Genomic DNA, 24,456 nt, shown 5'->3' with positions numbered 1-24,456 from the left:
GCGGTAACGCGTGGAGCTGACGAATACTAATCGGTCGAGGACTTATCCACACCCTCTTAGCAATCATGCGTATTCAGTTTTCAGGGAATGAAACCAACCTCTTTACCCCAGAATGGGTAAGGAGGTTTTTTGTTTTAACGTATCTTGCAGAAAGAAGTCAAACTCGCGATTATTTTGTCGATAAGTTAGGCCGAATGACCGACAAGTTCCCTCTTGCAGACGGGTCTTGGGGTAGACTAACATGAGAAGGTACCTGATCCAGGCGTTGGAGTAGGCGAGGTTATGAAGGAGAATCGTTCATGAAAAAAATTCTAATCTTTTCCGCTTCCATCGGTAACGGACACAACCAGGCAGCGCGGGCCATGCAAGAAAGCTTGGCTGAGAGTGGTTGCACATCAATGATCATCGATACGTTGGAGTATATTAGCCCCACCTTTCACAAGATTTTGCTGGAAAGCTATATGAATCTGTTGAGGTTGTCACCCAAGATGTGGGGCAGAATTTATCATAATACAGAAAAAACCCGTTTCTTCGATATGAATGTGCTGATGAATAAGTTATTGGCAAATAAACTGAAAAAGCTGATCAACAGTGTACAGCCTGATGCCTTTATTGCTACGCATCCGTTTGCAAGCTGTATGCTCTCCGTACTGAAGGGAAGAAATGATTGGAAGGAACCAATCTATACGATCATTACGGACTATACCATCCATCCTTCATGGATTAATCACCATATCAATTATTACTTCATCGGTCATGAACAGCTGTATTACCTGTTAGACGTTTATCGACAGGATCATCAAAAATTCATTCCGATGGGCATTCCTATCATGAAGAAATTCAGCTTGCCATTGGAACCCGAATTGATTCGTCAAAAGCTTGGTCTCGCTCCTGAACAAAAGAGCATTATTCTTTCGGGGGGCGGATTGGGTCTCGGCTCGATGGAAAAGGTATTAGATGGGCTAGAAGAGATTAACATTCCCCTGAAAACCTTTGTGTTAACAGGGACAAACGACAAGCTATACAATAAGGTGACAAATCGTACGTATCGGCATGAAGTCGTTCCGCTAAAATTCATCAATAACTTTCACGAATACCTGGAAACGGCTGATTTAATTGTCACCAAATCAGGCGGACTTACATCAGCTGAAGTAATGAGTAAACGGGTACCCATGATTGTTTACAACCCTCTGCCTGGACAGGAAGAGAGGAATAGCCACTTTTTGCTCAATAATGGATGTGCGGTACACGCGAATCTATCCGAGCAGTTGATTTACTTTATCGATGAACTATTGCATAGCCCGTCCAAGGTGGAATATATGCGTAGAATGGGACAAAAAATCTCGAAGCCAGATGCTGCACAACGAATTACTGAGTTTATCATGGATGATATGAATATGTTGCCAGGAAAAGTAGAATAGCTGCCTAGCCAGACAAAATGGAGGAACCCATGACTGTACCATTCGCGATATTATTTGATATGGATGGCACGTTACTGCAAACAGAAAAGCTGTCGACCCCCGCTTTTATTCGAACGTTTGACCAGCTTCGTCAAAAAGGGCTATGGCAAGGGGAAACCCCTGACGAACGTGAACTGATCAATGTACTGGGAATGACGATCGAGCAGATCTGGGATAAATTACTGCCGGGTGCGAGTGAAGAAGCCATTCGGTCAGCAGATGCTTTCTTGCTAGACAACGAAATCCAGTTACTCAAAGAACGAGTGACCGAGCTATATCCGGATGTAAAATCAACCTTAGAAAAGCTGCATGAAAAAGGATTTGCTTTATTTGTAGCAAGCAATGGGCAGGAAGAGTACATCGATGCCATTTGTCAGGCATACGAGTTAAAGCCGTTGATGACAGACCTGTACTCGGCTGGTCGTTTCCGCACGCATTCCAAAAATGACCTGGTTGCAAAATTGTTGTCTGATTACAAAATTGGGCAGGCCATCATGGTAGGAGATCGTCACTCCGACGTGGAAGCAGGCAAGACAAACGGTTTATTTACCATTGGATGCGACTTTGGTTTTGCGAAACCAGGCGAGCTTGATGGGGCAGATGTTATTATCACCAGCTTCTCTCAGCTACTGAATCATTTGCCAGCAATCGACACCAATAAGCAAGAACAAGCATAAACCATTCCTCAGGGAGTGGTTTTTTTGTTGATCATGTCCAAGTTTCAAGCGACCCTCTTTTGCCCACACTAGAATGTGTAAGGGACACTTGCGGGCACGCACTAAACCCATTATAATTAACGTCAAAGATAGTCAAAGTCAATAGGTAACCTCATAAGAACATACACATAGGAATAGGAGGCGATGACTTGCGAAACATCTCGGACATCATTGAACATCACTTGAAAAGCATCCTTACTAACAGTCCCAATGGATCGATCGAGATTCAGCGTAGTGAGCTTGCCGACCATTTTCAATGTGTGCCGTCTCAGATCAATTACGTCATCAATACGCGCTTTACCGTTCAAAAAGGATACCTCGTAGAGAGTAAGCGCGGGGGCGGCGGGTATATTCGCATACGCAAGGTGCAGATTGTCAGCAAAGCACGCTTGCAGGAATTGCTAACAGAAGAACTGATTGGAGAGAGCATCAGTCAGAGTGTGGGAAATGCGATCGTAGAAAGACTATTAGAGGAAGGGTTAGTCAACATTAGAGAAGCCACCTTGATGAAAATCGCTACCTCGCGAAACGTTTTGACTCTAGAAGCTGAATTGCGGGATCGTTTGCGGGCAAATATTTTAAAGCAGATGATCGCGGCAATCTTGTTGAAGTAAAAGGAGGTATGATGTTATGAACTGTGAGGAATGCGGAAAACGACCGGCGACACTTCATTTGACGAAAATCGTCAATGGCGAAAAAACCGAATACCATATTTGCGAGCAATGTGCTCATGAAAAAGGGGACGTCTTTACCGGCTTTCACAACTTCAGCATCAACAATCTCCTGTCAGGACTTTTAAAATTTGATCCCATGCAAAAGAATGGACGCGAAACGGCAACGAATAAGCCGCTTCAATGCGAAACATGTGGACTCACATATGCTCAATTTAGTAAAAGCGGCCGATTTGGCTGTAGTGATTGCTACACCTTTTTGGGGGATCGACTGGACCCACTTTTCCGCCGGATTCATGGAAACACACAGCATAGTGGAAAAGTACCAGAGCGTACCGGTGGCAAACTGAAGATCCGTAAAGAGCTGGAGCAACTAAAGCAAGCGCTGCAAAGTCATGTCGCCAGTGAAGAGTTCGAGAAGGCAGCAGAAATGCGTGATCGAATTCGAGCATTGGAACAAAAAATGGCCCAATCGTAGCAAGGGAGGTTAGCTGGTTATGTCCCAAAAGCAGTTTATGCAAAACCCGTGGAGCAATTGGATGAAAGGAGAAGGTCCTGATTCCGACATTGTCATTAGTACACGGCTGCGTATCGCCCGTAACCTGCGCCAGCACCCCTTTCCGTTATTGGCAACGGACTCGCAGGCCGAGGAAGTCGTCAGAAAGGTAACGGAAGTAAGCGATTCGGAGGCAATGCGCAAACGGCATCAGCTTCAGGTCATCCATATGGATCAAATTAACCCGTTAGAAAAACGGGTGCTCGTAGAAAAGCATCTGATTAGCCCTCATTTGGCAGAGGAATCCCGTAAAGGTGCCGTATTGCTTCGGGAAGATGAGTCTGTCAGCATTATGGTTAATGAAGAAGACCACATTCGAATACAGGTACTATTACCCGGGTTTCGTTTGAACGAGGCATGGGAAATAGGTACGAAGATAGACGACATTTTTGAGAAAAGCTTGAACTACGCGTTCGACGAAACTCGAGGATATCTTACAAGCTGCCCAACCAATGTGGGTACGGGAATTCGTGCATCCGTGATGCTGCACCTGCCCGCTCTGGTGATGACGCAGCAGATCAGCAGAATTTTACAGGCGATTAATCAAGTTGGTCTGGTCGTTAGAGGAATTTACGGAGAGGGCAGCGAAGCTCTAGGGAATCTTTTTCAGTTATCCAATCAGGTCACACTGGGGATGTCTGAGTCGGATATCCTTTCCAATCTCTACGGTGTGGCCAGACAGATTATTGAGCAAGAGCGTGTGGCACGCACTTACTTGCTGGAGCACACCCGGGTTTCTTTGGAGGATCGGATTTTTCGGTCGTATGGCATCTTGATGTATGCCCGCACGGTAGAGTCCAAGGAAGCGGCTCAGCGTCTGTCAGATGTACGTCTGGGGATTGATCTAGGCATCATTCCTAATGTATCTCCGCTCGTCTTAAACGAACTGTTGGTCACGACACAGCCAGGTTTTTTACAACACCACGCTGGTCAAAAGCTCACTCCGGACCAACGCGACGAAAGAAGGGCAAGGCTGATCCGCGAACGTCTACGCGTAGTAGAATCACAAGAGTAATCGTAATGGTATCACGCAATTGTTAACCATACAGAGAAAAAACACGGTTATACGGAGGTGTACGATATGATGTTTGGACGTTTTACAGAACGCGCACAAAAAGTACTGGCGCTTGCCCTGGAAGAGGCGGTTCGTCTCGGACACAAAGATATTGGGACAGAGCATGTGCTGCTGGGACTCATTCGAGAAGGCGAAGGAATTGCGGCGAAGGCACTGCAATCACTTGGGCTTGGCCTCGATAAAATCCAGAGCGAAGTGGAGTCGTTAATCGGGCGAGGAACAGAGCAGTCCGGTAGTAATTACACACCAAACTATACACCTCGCGCCAAAAAGGTCATTGAACTGTCGATGGACGAAGCCCGCAAGCTGGGTCATACCTATGTGGGGACTGAACATATTCTGCTTGGCTTGATCCGTGAAGGAGAAGGTATTGCTGCGAGAATCATGAACAATTTGGGCGTTAGCCTGAACAAGGCACGTCAACAGGTACTCCAGCTGCTGGGCAGCTCGGAAATGATGGCATCTCATCAACCGTCTGGAGGGAATCCAGCGGCGAATACGCCGACGTTGGACGGCTTGGCAAGGGATCTGACTGCAATCGCTCGTGACGGCGGTCTGGACCCGGTTATCGGTCGCCAAAAAGAAATCGAGCGTGTGATCCAAGTACTTAGCAGACGCACCAAGAACAACCCTGTTTTAATTGGGGAGCCTGGTGTCGGGAAAACAGCTATCGCAGAAGGTCTTGCCCAAAAAATCGTGAACAACGAAATTCCGGAAACCCTTCGTGATAAGCGCGTCATGACCCTCGATATGGGAACTGTTGTTGCGGGAACCAAATATCGCGGTGAGTTCGAAGATCGTCTGAAAAAAATCATGGACGAAATTCGCCAAGCAGGAAACATCATCCTGTTTATTGATGAGCTGCACACGCTGATTGGTGCTGGTGGAGCAGAAGGGGCAATTGACGCCTCCAACATTTTGAAGCCTGCGCTGGCACGTGGTGAGCTACAGTGCGTAGGTGCTACAACGCTGGATGAATATCGCAAGTACATCGAAAAAGACGCGGCACTGGAGCGTCGTTTCCAACCGATTCAGGTTGATGAACCGACAGCGGAGGATGCCATTCGTATCCTACATGGCCTTCGTGATCGTTATGAAGCCCACCACCGTGTCAAAATTACAGATGAAGCAATCGAGCAGGCAGTAAAGCTGTCTGACCGCTATATTACGGAACGCTTCCTGCCTGACAAGGCCATCGACTTGGTCGACGAGGCGGCATCCAAAGTCCGCTTGCAATCCTTTACCGTTCCGCCAAACCTCAAAGAGCTGGAGGGACGTCTGGAAGAGGTGCGCAAGGAAAAAGACGCTGCTGTACAATCACAAGAGTTCGAGGAAGCAGCAGCACTTCGCGATCAGGAGCAAAAACTGCGTGAAGAACTGGATAAAACGAAAAAAGACTGGAAAGAACGTCAAGGCCAGCTGAACATGGAGGTTACACCAGAAGACATCGCACAAGTAGTGGCGAGCTGGACGGGTATTCCTGTGTTAAAGCTGAAGGAAGAAGAAACAGAGCGCTTGCTGAAGATGGAAGAGATTTTGCACGATCGTGTCATTGGTCAAGATGAAGCAGTCAAATCCATTTCACGTGCGATCCGCCGTGCCCGTGCTGGTTTGAAAGACCCAAAACGCCCAATCGGCTCGTTTATCTTCCTGGGGCCTACCGGTGTGGGTAAAACTGAATTGGCTCGTGCCGTGGCAGAGACGCTTTTCGGTGACGAGGATGCCATGATCCGCGTGGATATGTCCGAGTACATGGAGAAGCATTCCACCGCTCGTCTGGTAGGTGCCCCTCCAGGCTACGTAGGCTTTGACGAGGGCGGTCAGCTGACCGAAAAAGTGCGCCGCAAGCCTTACTCCGTCATTTTGCTGGACGAAATCGAGAAGGCTCACCCAGACGTATTCAACATCCTGCTACAAGTTCTGGATGATGGTCGTCTGACAGACTCCAAGGGACGTACCGTCGACTTCCGCAATACGGTTGTCATCATGACTTCCAACGTCGGAGCCAGCATGATCAAGAAAAATACAACGCTCGGCTTCACGACCAACGATTCGGAAAGAAAGTATCAGGATATGAAGGACAAAGTCATGGATGAGCTGAAGAAGAGCTTCCGTCCTGAGTTCTTGAACCGTATCGACGAAGTCATCGTGTTCCACTCCTTGGAGCAAGAGCATATCGAGCAAATCGTAACTCTCATGACAGATGAGCTGCGTAAACGTTTGAAAGAGCAGGACATTGATTTCCAATTGACCGAAGAAGCCAAGAAAGTATTGGCAAAAGAAGGCTTTGATCCGGCCTACGGTGCGCGTCCTCTGCGTCGAGCTATCCAGCGCCACATCGAGGATAATTTGTCCGAGGAATTGCTCAAGGGCACAATCAGTAAAGGCGATACCGTCAATATCGAAGCGGAAGAAGGCAAGCTGGTAGTCAAGCGCCTTGAAAAAACGAAATCATAAGCTGGGTTGAAACGTAATAGAATGCCTCCTGATTCGGGAGGTATTCTTTTTTTGGGTGCGTAATTATGATAAAAGTAGAGAAAGAAATCCAAGTGAGGGTGCGATTATGTCAAAGTATAAAACGAAATACGCGTGTCAAGAATGTGGCTATGAATCGCCAAAATGGATGGGGAAATGCCCGGGATGCAGCAGTTGGAACACCCTGGTAGAGGAAGTGACGGTAAAAACTGCACATCGTCACGAAGGGATGAGTGGCGGCCAGCGTCAATCTGCTATTCCACTGACCCAGGTAGCCAGTGAAGAAGACCCACGCATGGATACGACGATCGGAGAATTGAATCGTGTTCTTGGTGGAGGACTTGTTCCGGGTTCACTCATTTTGGTTGGGGGAGACCCTGGAATCGGGAAATCGACATTGCTTTTGCAGACTTCTTTTGCCTTGGCTCATCAAGGGGCGAAGGTTCTCTATGTATCTGGAGAGGAGTCGGCAAAACAAATCAAAATTCGCGCGGATCGACTCCATTTGCAAACGCCGCCGATGTTTGTATTGGCAGAAAATGATTTGGATTTGATCGAACAGCATATTAATCAAGTAGACCCGGATGTTCTGATTATTGACTCGATCCAGACCGTGTTTCACCCGACGATCCAATCAGCTGCGGGGAGTGTCGCACAAGTGCGGGAGGCAACAGCCCAATTGATGCGGATTGCAAAAGGGAAAGGGATTGGTACCTTCATCGTCGGTCACGTAACCAAGGAAGGCTCCATCGCCGGTCCGCGTATGCTTGAGCACATGGTGGATGCTGTTCTCTATTTTGAAGGGGAGCGTCACAATACGTTTCGAATTTTGCGTGCCGTCAAAAACCGTTTTGGTTCGACAAACGAAATCGGTATTTTCGAGATGAAGGATCGCGGTCTGGAGGAAGTGGCGAATCCATCCGAGATATTTTTGGCAGAGCGTCCATTTGGTGTTGCGGGTTCCACAGTCGTAGCCAGTATGGAGGGCACACGTCCCGTTTTGGTTGAGCTGCAAGCTCTCGTTGCCCCGACCAGCTTTGTAACCCCACGGAGAACGGCAACAGGGGTCGATCATCAGCGTGTGGCGATGATCATGGCAGTGTTGGAAAAGCGCATGGGCATGATGCTGCAAAATCAGGATGCTTATGTAAACGTAGCAGGTGGGGTCAGATTGGATGAGCCAGCGGTTGATTTGGCGATTGCCGTAAGCATTGCAAGCAGTTTCCGTGACCACGCTACCAATCCGCATGATGTCGTTATCGGAGAAATTGGCTTGACTGGTGAGGTGCGCGGTGTCTCCCGTATTGAGCAACGAGTACGAGAAGCCCATAAATTAGGCTTTAAGCGTGTCATCATACCGGAGAAAAACATCCGCGGGCTGGATGCGCCAGCAGATATTCAAGTAATTGGTGTGAGCAATATCGCCGATGCGTTGAACGAGGTGATAAGGAGGTAGGAGTGGGCATGCAGGGGAACATCAAAAGAACTCCGCAAATCGGTGATGTGCTTCGTCTCGTGGCACCCGGCACACAGCTTCGTGAAGGGTTGGAAAATGTTTTACGGGCCAAAACAGGGGGCTTGATCGTTATTGGGTGCGGTCCGGAGATGAAGTCGATTGTCGATGGCGGTTTTTCCATCAATTGTGATTTTTCTCCTGCCCATTTGTATGAATTAGCGAAGATGGATGGGGCGATTATAGTAAGTGAAGACGCAAAACGCATCCTGTACGCGAATACGCAAATCTTCCCACCCTCCTCAATCCCCACGAGCGAGACGGGCACACGGCATCGTACAGCACAACGTACGGCCATTCAAACGAATCATCTGGTCATTGCTATCTCTCAGCGTCGCAATGTGATCACGCTGTATCAGGGGAGTTTCCGGTATGTCTTAAGCGAAATCAGCGTCATTCTGGCCAAGGCGAATCAAGCTGTATCTACCCTTGAGAAATACAAGGCCGTCCTTGATCAAACTTTGACGAATCTCGGTGCGTTAGAATTTGAGGAGCTCGTTACTTTGCATGAGGTTGCCTCGGTTTTGCAACGGATTGAGATGGTGTTACGTATTAAGACAGAGGTCTCCAAGTACATATGTGAGCTAGGGGTAGAAGGAAGGCTCGTCAGTATGCAGTTGGAGGAGCTGGTTTCAAACATTGAGGAAGAGGCCCATATGCTTATTCGGGATTATTCCCGAGATCCATCCTATTCACCTGATCTTGTACTGCGGGACATGAAAAAATTGAACTCGGAGGAAATGCTGGAGCTCACTTCTTTTTTGCGAACGCTGGGGTATTCCTCCAATGCCAGTATGCTCGATGAATCCGTTTCCCCTAGAGGTTATCGGATCCTGTACAAGATCAGGCGTCTGCCCGTTACAATCATCTCGAATCTGGTAGAGCATTTTCATCATCTGCCACGAATCATGATGGCAACGATTCAGGAATTAGACGAAGTGGAAGGCATTGGTGAGGTTCGAGCGAGAGCGATTAAAGAGGGATTGAAACGGATTCAAGAACAAGTGTTCATTGACAGGCACATTTAAAGTAGAATAGGATAAAGGCATTATTTGTATTCAGCATTTGCCTAAGGGACTTGGATAATAACAAGGTCAACAGGATAACCTGCTCCTTACGCAAAAGAAATCAGGAGGTAGTCTATGTTCGTGAAATCGTTACCGAACATACTAACCGTAAGCAACTTGTTTCTGGGAGTTTTAGCAATTATTCTTGCGTTTCGAGGCGATCAATACGTCGAATATGCAGCGATCACAGTGATCATTGGTATGCTGGCAGACGGGCTGGATGGACGTGTAGCTCGTATGTTGAACGCCCAAAGTGAGTTCGGGAAGGAATTGGATTCCCTTTCTGACGTTATTACTTTTGGGATTGCGCCGGCGTTCATTATGTATGTTGTCGTCTTGCAACACTTTGATTTGCTTGGGATTCTCATTACAGCCATTTTTCCGATCTGTGGTGCGCTTCGTTTGGCGCGTTTTAACGTACAGGCCGGGGTTCCGGGGTATTTCATCGGTTTGCCGATTACGGCAGCGGGGGGCGTACTGGCTACGCTCGCACTCTATCACCAAGTATTCACTCCGGTATTGCTTGCCGTAAGTATGTTGCTGCTTGCCTTTTTGATGGTATCAAAGGTCAAGTATCCTAACTTTAAAAAAGTGGGGATTCCAAAGTCTGCTTACTGGATCACACCCATTATCATCGCGATTGTGGTTATTGTAGCGATTAAGTATCCGCAGCAGTTTCCAAAAATTGTCTTCTTGCCACTTGCTTTTTATGCACTGTACGGAATAAAAAAAAACGTTGACTTTCTCGTCAAAAAATTACGTAAGCGTAAAAACAAAGAGGAAGAATCCGTTCCGTTTGAATAGTTTTGGCATAAAAAAACCCACACTTCAATGTGCGGGTTTTTCTTTTTTGTATGCAACTTTTTTTAGGGTTCATTCGTAATACGAGTAGCGGACTTTTAAGACAGATTGAAGACACCCAAAGTATTTAATCGGTTGGATTCCTTCTGAAGGACATCTTCTAGCTTAATGTCAGTAATATTGCACAAGGCAGTGAGGTAAAAGAGGTTCTTGCCAAGCTCAGCAGTAACTACATCGCGACAATGCTCGCACAGCGGTCCGTTAAAGTGGGTGTCCAAATGGGACTTGTTGTCCTCCAGGTTCTTGTTTGAATCGTATGTCTGTTTTTTGGCAACCACTTCGACACAGCCGCATTCGGTGATGGCTTTTGTCAGTGAACGGTTAATGCGGGATGCCGTTTCCTGAACTTTGGACATGACGTCCAGTACGCTACGATGTCTGATCAAAAGCTCGGATACTTGCGTTTGAAAGTCGTCTATGCTTCGATTGTCCATCTGGTTCACCTCTGCTTTAGGCTGTTGGTATCGTCATAATTTTCTCTCATTACGATACTGACATTATAAGAAGGGAGTCAGCTCCCTGTCAATTTAACATCGAAGGAAACTAGTGTTCCCGGGTTGACGAGAAAATGACAACTATGTTAAAATTTTTGGCTATTTGACATGGCAAAATCTTTTTTGCTATAGTGAGGGAAAGTAAGATGAAGCATTATAATGATTTGGAAAAAAATAGGTTTTTACTCTTGGGCTTCTGTCTATATTAGTAAAAGGAGGTGAAGGCATGTTACGCCGAGTAGGAAAATTCATTTTTGTTTTGATTGGTGCCGGATTGGGGTATCGATTTGGTGACGAATTGTTCTCGTTGCTCGACCCACTGTTAAACTTTGGTGTAGTAGCCGGATCGCAATATATTGGGGCTGTACTAGGTGCCATCTTGTTTTTCTTTTTAGCGAATTGGGTTGTGGATTATGTTCTGCGCATCGTTCGATGGGGTGAAGAGACACTCGTCAAAATGCCGGTTGTCGATGTGATGTTCGGAGCGATGGGGTTGATTAGTGGTCTTATTGTTGCATTCTTATTATTCCTGCCCATCAGTAAAATTCCGATTCCATTTGTAGGAGATCTTTTGCCGTTAATTGTTTCCGGGTTGCTCGGTTATTTGGGCTTCCAGGTAGGGTTTCGCAAGCGGGACGAGATTATGTCGGTATTTTCGATTGGACGTAAGGATAAGAAAAAGGATAGCGCAACAACTACCGTTAACCTGGAAAATAAAATCCTCGATACCAGTGTCATTATTGACGGACGCATCGCAGATATTTGCCGTACCGGCTTTCTGGAAGGGGTTCTGGTCATTCCGGGATTTGTGTTAGAGGAGTTGCAGCATATCGCCGATTCCTCCGATGTACTGAAGAGAAACCGCGGTCGTCGGGGTCTGGATATCTTGAACAAGATTCAAAAAGAAATGAAGGTAAAGGTTCAGATTTGGGAAGGCGATTTTGAAGAAGTATCCGAGGTGGACAGCAAGCTGATCAAGCTCGCAAAGCTCATTAACGGAAAGGTCGTAACAAACGACTTCAACCTGAACAAGGTATGTGAGCTGCAAGGTGTTGCGGTATTGAACATCAATGATTTAGCGAATGCAGTCAAGCCCGTAGTTTTACCTGGAGAAGAGATGAACGTCCAAGTCATCAAGGATGGGAAAGAGCACGGTCAGGGTGTCGCTTACCTGGACGATGGCACGATGATTGTTGTAGAGGGCGGACGAGAATACATCGGAAACGACGTCGATGTTCTCGTAACGAGTGTGCTACAAACTTCAGCAGGACGAATGATCTTCGCCAAACCAAAGTTGCTGGAACGAGCGTTATAGAAAAGACAACAGGAGAGGGATGAATCAGTGAGTACGGGTGTCGTGATCGTTGCAGCCGGTTCGGGTAAACGAATGGGTGGGCAACGGAACAAGTTGTGGTTACCGCTTGCGGGCGAGCCGATCCTGGCTCATACGGTACGTCTATTTGCTACTCATCCCGACATTGATGAAGTCGTGCTGGTGGTGAGTGAAGCAGACCACGCAGAAGTAATGACCTTGATCTCGGCTGAAAAGCTGACGGTTGTGGTTACTATGGGTGGAGCAGAGCGACAGGACAGTGTGAGAAATGGCTTGGCTTCCCTATCCGCAAATTGCGATTACGTACTGGTTCACGATGCTGCCCGTCCTTTCGTCACTCGCAAACAGATCAGTGACATGATCAAACAGGTGCAACAAGATCAGGCAACGATCATGGCAGTACCTGTCAAAGATACGATTAAAGTGGTGGGGGTAAATGGACTTGTAGAGTCAACCCCGGCACGGGAAAGCTTGTGGGCGGTTCAAACCCCACAAGCTTTTCGTATGTCTTTACTGCGAGAGGCACATCAGGCAGCAGGGGAAGCAGGGAAGCTGGGTACGGATGATGCGATGCTGGTTGAGTGGCTGGGTCATCCGGTATCGATTATGCAGGGAAGCTATGAGAACATTAAGATTACGACGCCAGACGATCTGTGGTTTGGTGAAGAGATATTGCGGAAACGAAAGGGAGAGTAGCTCATGCGTATTGGACAAGGTTTTGACGTGCATCAATTAGTAGAGGGGCGCCCATGCATTATTGGAGGCGTCACCATCCCGTATGAAAAAGGCTTGCTAGGGCATTCTGACGCGGATGTTCTCCTCCATGCGATTAGTGACGCGATTCTTGGAGCGATTGGTGAGGGGGATATTGGCCGTCATTTTCCGGATACAGACCCGGCTTTTAAGGATGCCGATAGCGTAAAGCTGCTGGAGCATGTATGGAAGTTGGTTCGGGAGCGCGGCTACCGATTAGGTAACGTAGATGCAACGATCATTGCTCAAGCGCCGAAAATGGCACCGTACATTCCGCAAATGTGTGAAGTCATTGCACGCGTGCTGGAGGCAGACGATCTCTCGCAAGTGAATGTGAAGGCGACGACATCCGAGAAACTCGGTTTTACAGGCAGAGGGGAAGGAATCGCTGCGCAGGCGGTATGCTTGCTTGTCAAGTAGAGGGGCAAGGTGTAACATAAAGCCTTAGATACGTTTTTACTTAGGTCAAGGTTATAGCCTTTTACATTCATAAGGATGGTGCTACCAATGGCGAAAGAAATTCGCACTCGTTACGCGCCGAGTCCTACGGGGCATTTACACATCGGCGGTGCGCGAACAGCGCTCTTTAATTATCTTTTTGCGAAACATCACGGTGGTTCGTTCATCGTTCGGATTGAAGATACGGACCAAACGCGCAATAAGGAAAATGCGGACGAAGAGCAAATGAAAAACCTGAAATGGCTCGGCGTAACATGGGAAGAAGGTACAGACGTTGGGGGACCATATGGACCGTACCGTCAAACAGAGCGCCTGGACATTTATCGGAAATATATCGATCAACTGCTAGCAGAAGGCAAAGCATACTACTGCTACGCGACAAAAGAAGAGCTGGATGCAGAACGTGAAGAACAGCTCGCGCGTGGAGAAACACCACGCATTCTGGAAAAGCACCGCCATGTAACGGACGAGCAGCGGGCTCAGTACGAAGCAGAAGGTCGAGTGCCATCCATTCACTTCCTCGTTCAGGATGATCGCGAATATGTCGTGAACGACCTGATTCGCGGCCAGGTAACATTCAACTCCAACGAGATGGGCGATTTCGTTATTTGCCGACCGGATGGGATTCCTACATACAACTTCGCTGTTGTAGTGGACGACTATTTGATGAAAATTAGCCACGTCATTCGTGGAGAAGAGCATCTGTCCAACACGCCTCGTCAATTGATGATTTACGAAGCGTTTGGGTGGGAAGCGCCTGACTTTGCTCACTTGGCACTGATCCTCAACCAAGATGGCAAAAAGATGTCCAAGCGCGATGAGAGCATTCTTCAGTTCATTGAACAGTACCGTGACCTGGGCTTCTTGCCAGAAGCAATCGTGAACTTCCTTGTTCTCTTGGGATGGTCTCCAGGTGGCGAAGAAGAGATTTTCTTAATGGAAGATCTGATCAAGCTGTTCTCAATGGATCGCGTGAACAAGTCTCCAGCTGTGTTTGATGCAACGAAGATGAACTGGATGAACAACTTCTATTTGAAGCGTCAACCGCTGGATATGATTACAGACATGTGTATCCCGCATCTGCAAAAAGCTGGCTTCATCGAAGAGACTTTGTCTGCTGAGAAGCGCGAATGGGTTCGCAGTATCGTAGGTCTGTACCAAGAGCAAATGTCCTACTGTGCGCAAATCGTTCCGTTGGCAGCCCTTTTCTTCCTCGACGAAGTGGTGTACGATGAAGAAGCAACTCTGGTGCTGAAAGAACCGCAATTGCCGGAAGTACTTGCTTCCTTTGTGAAACACCTTTCTGCCCAGGATGCATATAATGTGGATGTTATTAAAGCGGTACTCAAGGACGTGCAAAAGGAAACGGGTCACAAAGGCAAGGCGTTGTTTATGCCGGTTCGCGTAGGAGCAACTGGCCAGGCGCATGGTCGTGATTTGGCAGAGACGTTGTATCTGCTTGGACGCGACAAGGTGATTGCACGTGCACAACAAGTAATTGCAAACGGTCAGTAAGTATTGGCTGGCTATCTTTTATAAATAAGGAATGCGACGATCAGGAGAAGTACAACAGTCTGCACATCTACAGAGAGGATGGATAGGTGAGAGCCATCTGATGTGTCCTGTATGGAAATGCCCCTGTGAGCAATGAGCTGAACCTATCTTTTTGAAAAGATATCAGTAGGCGTCATCGGCCTCCCGCCGTTATCGGGATATGAGCGAGATCGTTCGAGGTTGTTTGTTATGTCTTTGCAGCCAAGACGATCTAAGCAGAGTGGAACCACGGTAAACCCGTCTCTGTCCCTTCGAATTGGAGGGGATAGGGACGTTTTTTTATTTTAGAGGAAGTTGAACACTCGGCAGGTAAATCAGGCAGGAGGTGCCACCCAAAAATGTTAGCACAGATGAGAGATGACATTCATGCTGTTTTTGAACGAGACCCGGCTGCGCGCAGTACGCTGGAAGTCGTCATGACCTATTCCGGATTGCACGCGATATGGGGGCACCGGATTGCCCACAGGCTCTGGAAAGCTGAGCTGTGTACACTCGCCCGAATTGTCTCTCAACTATCCCGCTTTTTCACGGGAATTGAGATTCACCCGGGCGCGACAATTGGCCGCGGCCTGTTTATTGACCATGGCATGGGTGTTGTGATCGGAGAGACGTGCGAAATCGGAGACAATGTAACGATTTATCAAGGGGTTACACTCGGGGGAACAGGTAAAGAAAAAGGAAAGCGTCACCCTACGATCGGCAATGATGTCATTATTGCAACGGGAGCAAAGGTGTTGGGCTCCTTCAAAATTGGCGATAATTCAAAGATAGGGGCTGGTGCCGTTGTTTTGCAAGAGGTACCGCCGAACTCGACCGTAGTAGGAATCAAGGGGCGTATCGTGATCCAGGATGGCAAGCGGGTCAAAAACGATCTGGACCATGTAAACATGCCAGACCCGGTAGCGGATACGATTCGTATGATGCAAAAGGAAATTGATCAATTACGCAAAGAATTGGAGCTTTTGAGGGAGGATAAAAAGAACGATGGGCATTCAGCTAACTAACACGATGACGCGGCGAAAGGAACCGTTTCACACATTGGAGCCAGGAAAGGTAAAAATGTACGTGTGCGGCCCGACCGTGTACAATTACATTCACATTGGAAATGCGCGCCCTGCCATTGTATTTGATACACTGCGTCGTTACTTGAAATATCGTGGCTACGAAGTGACATTCGTGCAAAACATTACGGACGTAGATGACAAACTGATTCGTGTGGCGAATCAGGAAGGTGTCACCGTCAAAGAAGTGGCGGATCGATACACAGATGCGTACAATGCTGATCTGAAATCACTGAACGTATCGCCTCCAGATATTCAACCGCGAGTGATGCAGACCATTCCGGAGATCATTGAATTCGTGCAAGGGCTGATTGAAAAAGGCTTTGCCTACGAGAGTGAAGGTGACGTCTATTTCCGCACGGGGCGTTTTCAGGAATACGGAAAGCTTTCGCATCAACCGTTGGATGATTTGCAGGCAGGTGCTCGTGTAGAAATCAACGAGAAAAAGGAACATCCCCTGGACTTTGTGCTTTGGAAAGCGGCCAAGACTAGAGAAGTTACTTGGGATAGTCCGTGGGGCGAAGGAAGACCGGGGTGGCATATTGAGTGCTCGGCAATGGCCCTGAAGTTTTTAGGGGAGGAAATCGATATTCATGCGGGCGGAACAGACCTTGTGTTCCCTCACCACGAGAACGAAATTGCCCAGTCGGAGTGCTTTACGGGTAAAGTTTTTGCTCGCTACTGGCTGCACAACGGCATGCTAAATATCGATAACGAAAAAATGTCAAAATCCCTCGGGAATTTCTTGCTTGCACGCGATCTTTCGGAGAAATTCGGCGGTCAATTAATTCGCTTCTTTATGCTTCAGGGACACTATCGCAACCCGATCAATTTTAGCGAAGAGTTGATCGAACAAGCGGCCAATGGTTTGGATCGAATCACGACGGCGTATACGAATCTTTCCCATCGTCTGGATACCGCCCGAGCAGAAGAGCCGAATGATCAGGCACAGGAGCAGGCACGAATCATTGGAGAGCTTCGAGAGCGCTTCATTGCCGAGATGGATGATGATATCAATACAGCGAATGCTATTACCGTTATTTTTGATGTGGTGAAGGAAGCCAACCTTTATTTGCGTCATCAAAATGTAGGCGAAACCGAAGTTCGTGCATACATGGATTTGTTGGTGGAGTTGACGGAGGTTCTTGGTCTTGACATTGCAGAAGAGCAGGAGCTGTTGGATAGTGAGATTGATGCGTTGATCGAAGAGCGCACAGAAGCTCGCAAAGCAAGAAACTTTGCGCGTTCTGACGAAATCCGCGATCTGCTCGCTGCAAAAGGAATCGTGCTTGAGGACACGCCACAAGGTGTTCGCTGGCGTCGAAAATAAGGGGCCGAAGAAAATAAATGCAAAAAGAAGAACTGACCCGAGATCCTAATCTGACAAATCCACTCGTGCTTGCCTTCCTCGGGGATGCTACCTATTCGCATTGTGTCAGGTATCATTTGATCGCCAAGGGGCTGGTTAAACCAAACCAGCTCCACAAGGCGGCCAACCGCTATGTTTCAGCGAAAGCACAGGCCAATGTGTTGTTGACGTTAATGCCCACATTGCCGGAGGAAGAATTGAATGTAGTGAAGCGGGGGCGGAATGCCAAATCCGGCTCCAGTGCCAAAAACGCCGATATTATCGACTACCGTCATGCAACGGCTTTTGAAGCATTGATCGGGTACCTGTACTTGAGTGGAAAAGAAGAGCGGATCGCTGAAATTGTGCAGCAGGCTTTTGCCATAGTGGAAGGAGAATCTTGAAATGAGTGAAGAATGGATTCTGGGGAAAAACCCCGTCATCGAGGCTTTGCGATCAGGCCGTACGATCAATAAGATTTGGGTTGCAGAGGGAACGAATAAAAATCTGATGGGACCTGTCTTTGCCTTGGCAAAAGAACAGGGTGTCATTGTGACGACAGCGAACCGCAAAAAGCTGGATCAGCTTGTTTCGACGGACAACCACCAGGGTGTAGTGGCTTCTGTTGCTGCTTACGATTACGTAGAAGTAGACGATATTTTGAAGCGGGCAGAGGAGAAAAACGAGGCGCCGTTTATTTTGCTGCTGGACGAGCTGGAGGATCCGCATAACCTCGGTTCCATCATGCGGACAGCCGATGCAGTCGGGGCTCATGGTGTCATCATTCCAAAACGACGTTCAGTCAGTCTTACAGCAACAGTGGCAAAAGCTTCGGCAGGGGCAATCAACTACGTACCGGTAGCACGAGTGACGAACTTGGTTCGTACCATGGAAGAGCTCAAAGAACGCGGTGTTTGGATCGCGGGAACAGACGCGAGTGCCAAGCAAGATTTCCGCCAGGGTGATTATACGATGCCGCTTGCAATTGTCATTGGCAGCGAAGGAAAAGGCATGAGTCGTCTCGTCCGGGAAAACTGTGATTTTCTGTACAGCCTTCCGATGGCGGGCAATGTTACCTCTCTCAATGCTTCTGTAGCAGCTGCCTTGTTGATGTATGAAGTCTATCGCTCCAGGAGTCCAATTCCGACGCGGGTGAAATGACATGTCGAAACGAAAAGCCAAGCAGCTGTTGATCGTAGATGGATACAATATCATCGGCGCCTGGCCCGATCTGCGCCTGCTGAAGGATCAAGAGCGGATGGACGAGGCGCGTGATCAATTAATCGCAAAAATGGCTGAATACCAGAGCTACACTGGTGTGAAGGTCATCATTGTCTTTGATGCGTACAACGTACCTGGTATTGGCCGTCAAATGGAAGACTTCCAGGTTGAAGTTTATTTCACGAAAAAAAAGGAGACGGCAGACGAGAAAATTGAGCAATTAGTCTCCCAATTTCACAATAAAAATCGACAAATTTATGTAGCAACTTCTGACTATACCTCTCAACGTGTCATATTTGGGCAGGGGGCTTTGCGCAAATCAGCGCGGGAGTTGTTGCTCGATATGGAAAATGCGGGCAAGGAAATCAAGAAACAAGTCGAAAAAACGCAAGAAGAACGCTTCTCCACGCGGATTACGCTGAATGATGAAATAGCGAAAATATTCGAAAAATGGAGAAGGGAATAACTTGGATTCGGTTGACGCTTTTTTACGGCATCATGTATAATAGCGCTATCTATTGGAGAAACCGGTTGGCGGAGGGATCATTTGTGAGTGTTGACCTCAAGGAGTTAAAACATGCCCAATATGAACTAATGACCGACGAAGAAGTAGTCGACCTGGTTCGCGATAATGACGCCGAAGCTTTGGAGTATTTGATCAACAAATACAAGAACTTCGTTCGTGCCAAAGCGAGATCCTATTTTCTTATTGGGGCTGACCGCGAAGACATCGTGCAGGAAGGGATGATCGGACTGTACAAGTCTATTCGCGACTTCCGAGGAGACAAGCTCACGTCGTTCAAGGCATTTGCAGAGCTATGTATTACCCGTCAGATCATTACCGCGATCAAGACAGCGACACGCCAAAAGCACATCCCGCTCAATTCTTACGTCTCACTGGACAAGCCTATCTACGATGAAGATTCTGACCGCACACTCCTCGATGTGATCTCGGGAACAAAAGTGACCGATCCAGAGGAATTGTTTATCAATCGGGAAGAGTTCGATGATATCGAGGGCAAAATGAGTGAAATTTTGAGTGACTTGGAGCGTCAGGTTCTCATGCTCTATTTGGATGGGCGATCCTATCAGCAGATTGCCGTCGAGCTGAAGCGTCACGTCAAGTCTATTGATAATGCATTGCAGCGAGTAAAGCGCAAGCTAGAGCGCTATTTGGAAGGAAGAGAGATTCATCTATAGAGAATCTCTCTTTTTATTTTGGAAGCAAAAGGACTATCTCTTGTCAAGTCATTTTGTTTGACATGAGTATTTCGGTATGATAAATTTATTTAGGTAGCCATAGACTCTTATCTCTCTGTTCTATGGTTACTTAGGTGAATGAAATGGTCTGGAAAAAGTAGCGGTTTTCCCGTACTATTTATCATCGGGGTACTTTTAACTAATAGCAGGTTTGAAATGAGATGGAGGTGGCAATAAATGCGAGTAAACATCACGTTGGCGTGCACCGAGTGTGGCGAGCGTAACTATATCTCCACAAAGAACAAGCGCACCACTACTGAACGTGTTGAACTGAAAAAGTATTGCTCCCGTGACAAGAAGCAAACCCTTCATCGCGAGACGAAGTAATGGTTGATGCGACGAAGTCAGGGGGTGGCAAAGTGGGTTTTTTATCACGAATTGGAGCCAGTTTTCGCCGTACCGGTGGTTTTTTTAGTGACGTAATGTCCGAGCTAAAGAAAGTCCGTTGGCCCAACCGTAAAGAATTGACGACCTATACGCTCGTTGTTCTCGTCACGGTTGTGCTCCTGGCAATATTCTTCTTCGTCGTTGATTTGGGTATCTCGCGCTTGATCGATTTGATTCTAGGAACGTAATTATGCAAGTCTTAGGAGGGACGGACGGTTATCGTCCTGTTGGATATGGAAAAAGCATGGTATGTACTTCATACGTACTCAGGTTACGAAAACAAGGTAAAAACAAATCTGGAGAAGCGACTCGAGTCGATGGGCATGGAAGACAAGATCTTTCGCGTTCTTGTTCCCACTGAAGAAGAGGTGGAAACCAAGGATGGTAAAAAGCGCACCGTCACGAAAAAAGTGTTTCCTGGATACGTCCTTGTTGAAATGGTGATGACGGACGACTCTTGGTATGTCGTGCGCAACACCCCTGGGGTTACCGGCTTTGTCGGATCCACGGGTGCTGGCTCTAAACCGACAGCGCTGCGTCCTGAAGAGGCCGATACGATTCTCAAGCAAATGGGAATCGAAATTCCCAAGATCAGAGTCGATTTTGCTCTCCGCGATATGGTGCGCGTCACAGATGGTCCGTTTTCCAATCGCACCGGGGAGATTATCGAGATTTACCCGGACAGGCAGAAGGTTCGCGTGTTGGTGGACATCTTCGGTCGCGAAACACCGGTAGAGCTAGACTTTACACAAGTTCAACAATTGGATTAGGATTCAACTTGAAAAGTATCGCGCTATGTGGTACATTTCATTTTGTTTTAACAATCCCACAAAACTAATTTGGGGTTTCTTGCACTCTCACTATAGATCGAAAGTCTGTTACATACAGACTTTCAAAAAACGGTGGGAGGGGGCATTCCCCCGTAATAACCACATGTGAAGTAAGGAGGTGTGTTACGTGGCTAAGAAGGTTATCCGCGTAATTAAATTACAAATCCCAGCAGGTAAAGCGAATCCTGCACCTCCAGTAGGTCCGGCTCTCGGTCAAGCTGGTGTAAACATCATGGGATTCTGTAAAGAATTCAATGCTCGCACTGAAAGCGAAGTAGGTATGATCATTCCGGTGGAAATCACCGTGTTTGAAGACCGTTCTTTCACTTTTATCACAAAAACTCCTCCAGCTGCAGTTCTGTTGAAGAAAGCTGCTGGTATTGAGTCCGGTTCTGGCGTACCAAACAAAACAAAGGTTGCTACGCTGAAGCGTGATAAAGTTCGTGAAATCGCAGAACTGAAGCGTCCTGACCTGAATGCTGCATCCGTTGAAGCGGCTATGCGCATGGTAGAAGGTACAGCTCGTTCTATGGGTATCGTAATCGAAGACTAATTGTCTTGAGTGCAAGGGGGCACAGACGTTGTGCCCCCCTGTCTGTGGGAGGATCAACCGCTACGACCACATTGAAGGGAGATTTAATCATGGCGAAAAAAGGTAAGAAATATCAAGATGCTGTAAAGCTCGTTGATAAAAACAAAGTATACGAAGTAGTTGAAGGCGTTGAGCTGGTTAAAAAAGCAGCTACAGCTAAATTCGACGAAACTGTTGAAGTAGCTTTCCGTTTGGGCGTAGATCCTAAGCGTGCTGACCAACAAATTCGTGGCGCAGTTGTATTGCCACATGGTACTGGTAAAGTACAACGTGTTCTCGTATTCGCAAAAGGCGAAAAAGCAAAAGATGCGGAAGCAGCTGGCGCAGACTTCGTAGGCGATGCAGACATGATCGCAAAAATTCAAGGTGGCTGGTTCGACTTTGACGTTGTAGTAGCTACTCCTGATATGATGGGTGAAGTAGGTAAATTGGGTCGTGTACTCGGTCCAAAAGGCCTGATGCCAAACCCTAAGACCGGTACAGTTACTTTCGATGTAACAAAAGCGGTTAACGAAATCAAAGCAGGTAAAATTGAGTATCGTGTAGACAAAGCGGGTAACATCCACGCTCCTATCGGAAAAGCATCCTTCGATGCTGACAAACTGGTAGAAAACCTGGCTGCTCTGACTGAAGCACTGAACCGTGCGAAACCAGCTGCTGCTAAAGGTGTTTACATGAGAAACGTAACCCTGAGCTCCACTATGGGCCCTGGCGTACGTGTAGCTGTAAAATAATGACACTTGACTTCCTTTACGGGAGTTGTTAAGATAGTCCCTGTTGATGAAAAGAATATGCCGTAGACAGAAGGTGCGGTGCTTGTGAGAGTAACGCTTAATACCCCTCCGAGGCGTGTAATGTACGAATGAGGAAACGCTGTTTTCCTTTGACGATATAGCATTATGCCCTCGTGAGTCTGCGAGGGCATTCTTCATTTTCTAGGATTAGAGCACGGGAGGTGTAATCAATGGCAGAAATTCGTCCAACCGTTATTCGTGAAGAAAAGGTACAAGCGATCAACGAAATCGCAGCTAAGCTTCGCGAAAGCCAAACTACAGTGGTAGCTGACTACCGCGGTCTGACAGTAGCACAAGTAACTGAGCTCCGTAAGCAATTGCGTGAAGCTGGTGTTGAGTTCCAGGTGTTGAAAAACTCCCTGACTCGTTTGGCTACTGAGAAGGAAAGCCTGACTGAACTGGATCAATATCTGACTGGACCAAACGCTCTGGCGTTCTCCAAAGACGATATCATCGCTCCAGCGAAAGTTATCGCTGAATTCGCTAAGAAAAACGACAAGCTGGAAATCAAGGGTGGCGTTATCGAGGGTAAAGTAGTTGATGCTGAGCAAATTAAAGCTCTGGCTTCCCTGCCGAACCGCGAAGGTCTCTTGTCCATGCTTCTTTCCGTCCTGCAAGCTCCAATGCGCAACGTTGCACTGGCAGTCAAAGCAGTGGCAGAACAAAAAGAAGGTCAAGGCGCGTAATCGTCTGATCGGTTAATGTTTTACAAATACTATTCCTTGAATGGAGGATTTACAAATGTCTAAAGACCAAATCTTGGAAGCCATTAAAGGCATGTCCGTTCTCGAACTGAACGATCTGGTAAAAGCAATTGAAGAAGAATTCGGTGTAACTGCTGCTGCTCCTGTAGCTGTAGTTGCTGGTGGCGGAGCAGAAGCTGCTGCTGAGCAAACTGAGTTCACTGTTAACCTGGTAAGCGGCGGCGCTTCCAAAATCAACGTAATCAAAGTTGTTCGCGAGCTGACTGGCTTGGGTCTGAAAGAAGCAAAAGACCTGGTAGACAACGCTCCAAAAACACTCAAAGAGGGCGTTTCCAAAGACGAAGCAGAAGCCCTCAAAGCAAAACTCGAAGAAGCTGGCGCACAAGTAGAAGTAAAGTAAGTTAGCTTCCTTTAGGATATCCCCTTGCCTGCGGCAGGGGGATTTTCTGTAAGCTTTTGATGTTAGAGGTTTTCTTAAACGATGAGGAAGGGTGAATCACACGTGGCAGACCATTACTATACCAATCAACCGGGCGCTGCACATGATGAACAGCAATTTACGTTCAAGCTCCGTGGTAATGAATTTCGTTTCATAACGGATGCTGGCGTTTTTTCCCGAGACCGGATTGACTTTGGAAGTGTATTGCTCATCGAGAACATGGAAATTAACAGTCATGCACGTGTACTCGATGTGGGATGCGGGTATGGTCCGATGGGATTGACGGCTGCCAAGCTTGCTGATCATGGTCGGGTGACGATGATCGACGTGAACGAGCGTGCGGTTAACCTGGCTCGTCGTAATGCAGAAGCAAATGGAATAAAAAATGTTGAGGTTCGAGTGAGTGATGTCTACAGCGGCGTGCAAGGCGAGCAGTTTGATGTCATTCTAACCAATCCGCCGATTCGTGCGGGTAAGGAAATCGTTCATCGCATTTTTGTTGAGGGATACGACCTGTTGGTAGAAGGTGGAGAAATGTGGGTTGTCATTCAGAAGAAGCAAGGCGCCCCATCTGCATTAAAGAAGCTGCAGGAAGTGTACCGCGAAGTAATAGAGGTAGATCGGGAAAAAGGCTATCACATATTCAGGGCTATCAAATAAGCAAGAAGAAATCATTAGAAAAGTTTTCTTGACGTGAATAATTGAATGTGATAGTATTATAAAATGTCAATATGGGATAAATGTCTATTTTTCAGCAATTCCCTGTCCATCAAGCGTTTCTACTTTTTTCCTAAGATAGGAATGTTTGGGTGAAAACATGGGAATTCTTTTAA

At 47.3% G+C, this 24,456-nt stretch carries 28 protein-coding genes and 2 other annotated features; of the genes, 27 read left to right on the top strand and 1 reads right to left on the bottom strand.

The window, feature by feature from the left end; all coding sequences use genetic code 11:
• The first annotated feature begins 299 nt into the window (after positions 1-299).
• From HP570_RS27290 to pssA, 9 genes are all read left to right on the top strand, one after another.
• Entirely contained in the window at positions 300-1,421 is a 1,122-nt protein-coding gene (locus HP570_RS27290; RefSeq protein ID WP_173627754.1) for an MGDG synthase family glycosyltransferase, read from the top strand.
• A 29-nt stretch (positions 1,422-1,450) separates the two neighbouring features.
• Complete coding sequence (locus HP570_RS27285) at positions 1,451-2,137, top strand: HAD hydrolase-like protein (RefSeq protein ID WP_173606578.1); 687 nt, start codon at positions 1,451-1,453, stop codon at positions 2,135-2,137.
• 188 nt (positions 2,138-2,325) lie between these two features.
• The gene (locus tag HP570_RS27280; RefSeq protein ID WP_064202944.1) at positions 2,326-2,790 is read left to right on the top strand and encodes a CtsR family transcriptional regulator; all 465 of its coding nucleotides are present in this window, start codon (positions 2,326-2,328) and stop codon (positions 2,788-2,790) included.
• Between the two features lie 16 nt (positions 2,791-2,806).
• Entirely contained in the window at positions 2,807-3,325 is a 519-nt protein-coding gene (mcsA, locus tag HP570_RS27275) for a protein-arginine kinase activator protein McsA (protein WP_012683955.1), read from the top strand.
• A 19-nt stretch (positions 3,326-3,344) separates the two neighbouring features.
• Positions 3,345-4,418, top strand: coding sequence for a protein-arginine kinase McsB (gene mcsB, locus HP570_RS27270; protein WP_012683956.1), 1,074 nt, complete (start codon positions 3,345-3,347; stop codon positions 4,416-4,418).
• 66 nt (positions 4,419-4,484) lie between these two features.
• Complete coding sequence (locus tag HP570_RS27265) at positions 4,485-6,935, top strand: ATP-dependent Clp protease ATP-binding subunit (protein WP_041749199.1); 2,451 nt, start codon at positions 4,485-4,487, stop codon at positions 6,933-6,935.
• Between the two features lie 106 nt (positions 6,936-7,041).
• A complete protein-coding gene (gene radA / locus HP570_RS27260) occupies positions 7,042-8,409 on the top strand; it encodes a DNA repair protein RadA (RefSeq protein WP_012683958.1) in 1,368 nt (455 codons plus the stop codon).
• 8 nt (positions 8,410-8,417) lie between these two features.
• The gene (gene disA, locus HP570_RS27255; RefSeq protein WP_012683959.1) at positions 8,418-9,494 is read left to right on the top strand and encodes a DNA integrity scanning diadenylate cyclase DisA; all 1,077 of its coding nucleotides are present in this window, start codon (positions 8,418-8,420) and stop codon (positions 9,492-9,494) included.
• 114 nt (positions 9,495-9,608) lie between these two features.
• Complete coding sequence (pssA, locus tag HP570_RS27250; protein ID WP_016742861.1) at positions 9,609-10,337, top strand: CDP-diacylglycerol--serine O-phosphatidyltransferase; 729 nt, start codon at positions 9,609-9,611, stop codon at positions 10,335-10,337.
• A gap of 95 nt (positions 10,338-10,432) precedes the next feature.
• Here the strand turns inward: pssA and HP570_RS27245 are convergent, their stop codons facing one another.
• Positions 10,433-10,828 carry a nucleoside triphosphate pyrophosphohydrolase family protein gene (locus HP570_RS27245; protein ID WP_173627753.1) on the bottom strand — a complete coding sequence of 132 codons (396 nt, stop codon included), beginning with the start codon at positions 10,826-10,828 and terminating at the stop codon, positions 10,433-10,435.
• Positions 10,829-11,114: 286 nt separating this feature from the next.
• Here HP570_RS27245 and HP570_RS27240 point away from each other — a divergent pair, with 286 nt between their 5' ends.
• The 18 genes from HP570_RS27240 to HP570_RS27160 all read left to right on the top strand — a co-directional run bounded on the left by HP570_RS27240 (position 11,115) and on the right by HP570_RS27160 (position 24,283).
• Positions 11,115-12,203: a PIN/TRAM domain-containing protein gene (locus HP570_RS27240; protein WP_012683961.1), complete on the top strand. Its 1,089-nt coding sequence runs from the start codon at positions 11,115-11,117 to the stop codon at positions 12,201-12,203.
• 27 nt (positions 12,204-12,230) lie between these two features.
• Positions 12,231-12,917: a 2-C-methyl-D-erythritol 4-phosphate cytidylyltransferase gene (ispD, locus tag HP570_RS29380; RefSeq protein ID WP_234126151.1), complete on the top strand. Its 687-nt coding sequence runs from the start codon at positions 12,231-12,233 to the stop codon at positions 12,915-12,917.
• Between the two features lie 3 nt (positions 12,918-12,920).
• Positions 12,921-13,394, top strand: coding sequence for a 2-C-methyl-D-erythritol 2,4-cyclodiphosphate synthase (ispF, locus tag HP570_RS29375; protein WP_048035642.1), 474 nt, complete (start codon positions 12,921-12,923; stop codon positions 13,392-13,394).
• 87 nt (positions 13,395-13,481) lie between these two features.
• Positions 13,482-14,948, top strand: coding sequence for a glutamate--tRNA ligase (gltX, locus tag HP570_RS27230; protein ID WP_012683964.1), 1,467 nt, complete (start codon positions 13,482-13,484; stop codon positions 14,946-14,948).
• Positions 14,949-14,975: 27 nt separating this feature from the next.
• Positions 14,976-15,235: a binding site (T-box leader), on the top strand.
• A gap of 90 nt (positions 15,236-15,325) precedes the next feature.
• Positions 15,326-15,991 carry a serine O-acetyltransferase gene (gene cysE, locus HP570_RS27225; protein ID WP_064202937.1) on the top strand — a complete coding sequence of 222 codons (666 nt, stop codon included), beginning with the start codon at positions 15,326-15,328 and terminating at the stop codon, positions 15,989-15,991.
• The gene (gene cysS / locus HP570_RS27220) at positions 15,972-17,378 is read left to right on the top strand and encodes a cysteine--tRNA ligase (RefSeq protein WP_173627752.1); all 1,407 of its coding nucleotides are present in this window, start codon (positions 15,972-15,974) and stop codon (positions 17,376-17,378) included. Before cysE ends, cysS begins: the two co-directional genes overlap by 20 nt.
• 17 nt (positions 17,379-17,395) lie before the next feature.
• Complete coding sequence (locus HP570_RS27215) at positions 17,396-17,800, top strand: Mini-ribonuclease 3 (protein WP_007716204.1); 405 nt, start codon at positions 17,396-17,398, stop codon at positions 17,798-17,800.
• Position 17,801: 1 nt separating this feature from the next.
• Positions 17,802-18,557, top strand: coding sequence for a 23S rRNA (guanosine(2251)-2'-O)-methyltransferase RlmB (gene rlmB, locus HP570_RS27210; RefSeq protein ID WP_012683967.1), 756 nt, complete (start codon positions 17,802-17,804; stop codon positions 18,555-18,557).
• 1 nt (position 18,558) lies between these two features.
• The gene (locus tag HP570_RS27205) at positions 18,559-19,083 is read left to right on the top strand and encodes an NYN domain-containing protein (RefSeq protein ID WP_173627751.1); all 525 of its coding nucleotides are present in this window, start codon (positions 18,559-18,561) and stop codon (positions 19,081-19,083) included.
• A gap of 83 nt (positions 19,084-19,166) precedes the next feature.
• A complete protein-coding gene (sigH, locus tag HP570_RS27200; RefSeq protein WP_005828894.1) occupies positions 19,167-19,817 on the top strand; it encodes an RNA polymerase sporulation sigma factor SigH in 651 nt (216 codons plus the stop codon).
• Between the two features lie 237 nt (positions 19,818-20,054).
• Complete coding sequence (rpmG, locus tag HP570_RS27195; RefSeq protein WP_003392018.1) at positions 20,055-20,204, top strand: 50S ribosomal protein L33; 150 nt, start codon at positions 20,055-20,057, stop codon at positions 20,202-20,204.
• Positions 20,204-20,452 carry a preprotein translocase subunit SecE gene (gene secE, locus HP570_RS27190; RefSeq protein WP_012683970.1) on the top strand — a complete coding sequence of 83 codons (249 nt, stop codon included), beginning with the start codon at positions 20,204-20,206 and terminating at the stop codon, positions 20,450-20,452. The genes rpmG and secE overlap by 1 nt, the downstream gene beginning before the upstream one ends.
• 45 nt (positions 20,453-20,497) lie before the next feature.
• Positions 20,498-21,034, top strand: coding sequence for a transcription termination/antitermination protein NusG (nusG, locus tag HP570_RS27185; RefSeq protein ID WP_012683971.1), 537 nt, complete (start codon positions 20,498-20,500; stop codon positions 21,032-21,034).
• 187 nt (positions 21,035-21,221) lie between these two features.
• The gene (gene rplK, locus HP570_RS27180; protein WP_005828886.1) at positions 21,222-21,647 is read left to right on the top strand and encodes a 50S ribosomal protein L11; all 426 of its coding nucleotides are present in this window, start codon (positions 21,222-21,224) and stop codon (positions 21,645-21,647) included.
• 89 nt (positions 21,648-21,736) lie between these two features.
• Positions 21,737-22,420, top strand: coding sequence for a 50S ribosomal protein L1 (gene rplA / locus HP570_RS27175; RefSeq protein WP_012683972.1), 684 nt, complete (start codon positions 21,737-21,739; stop codon positions 22,418-22,420).
• A 42-nt stretch (positions 22,421-22,462) separates the two neighbouring features.
• Positions 22,463-22,626 (top strand) — a sequence feature (ribosomal protein L10 leader region).
• A gap of 24 nt (positions 22,627-22,650) precedes the next feature.
• Positions 22,651-23,166, top strand: a complete 516-nt coding sequence (gene rplJ / locus HP570_RS27170) for a 50S ribosomal protein L10 (protein ID WP_012683973.1) — start codon at positions 22,651-22,653, stop codon at positions 23,164-23,166.
• A gap of 55 nt (positions 23,167-23,221) precedes the next feature.
• A complete protein-coding gene (gene rplL, locus HP570_RS27165) occupies positions 23,222-23,584 on the top strand; it encodes a 50S ribosomal protein L7/L12 (protein WP_007716218.1) in 363 nt (120 codons plus the stop codon).
• A 102-nt stretch (positions 23,585-23,686) separates the two neighbouring features.
• Positions 23,687-24,283 carry a class I SAM-dependent methyltransferase gene (locus tag HP570_RS27160; RefSeq protein ID WP_173606576.1) on the top strand — a complete coding sequence of 199 codons (597 nt, stop codon included), beginning with the start codon at positions 23,687-23,689 and terminating at the stop codon, positions 24,281-24,283.
• Positions 24,284-24,456: the final 173 nt, after the last annotated feature.

The organism is Brevibacillus sp. RS1.1 (assembly GCF_013284365.1).
Lineage (GTDB): Bacteria > Bacillota > Bacilli > Brevibacillales > Brevibacillaceae > Brevibacillus > Brevibacillus brevis_D.
This window is presented reverse-complemented; position numbering and strand designations above follow the sequence as displayed.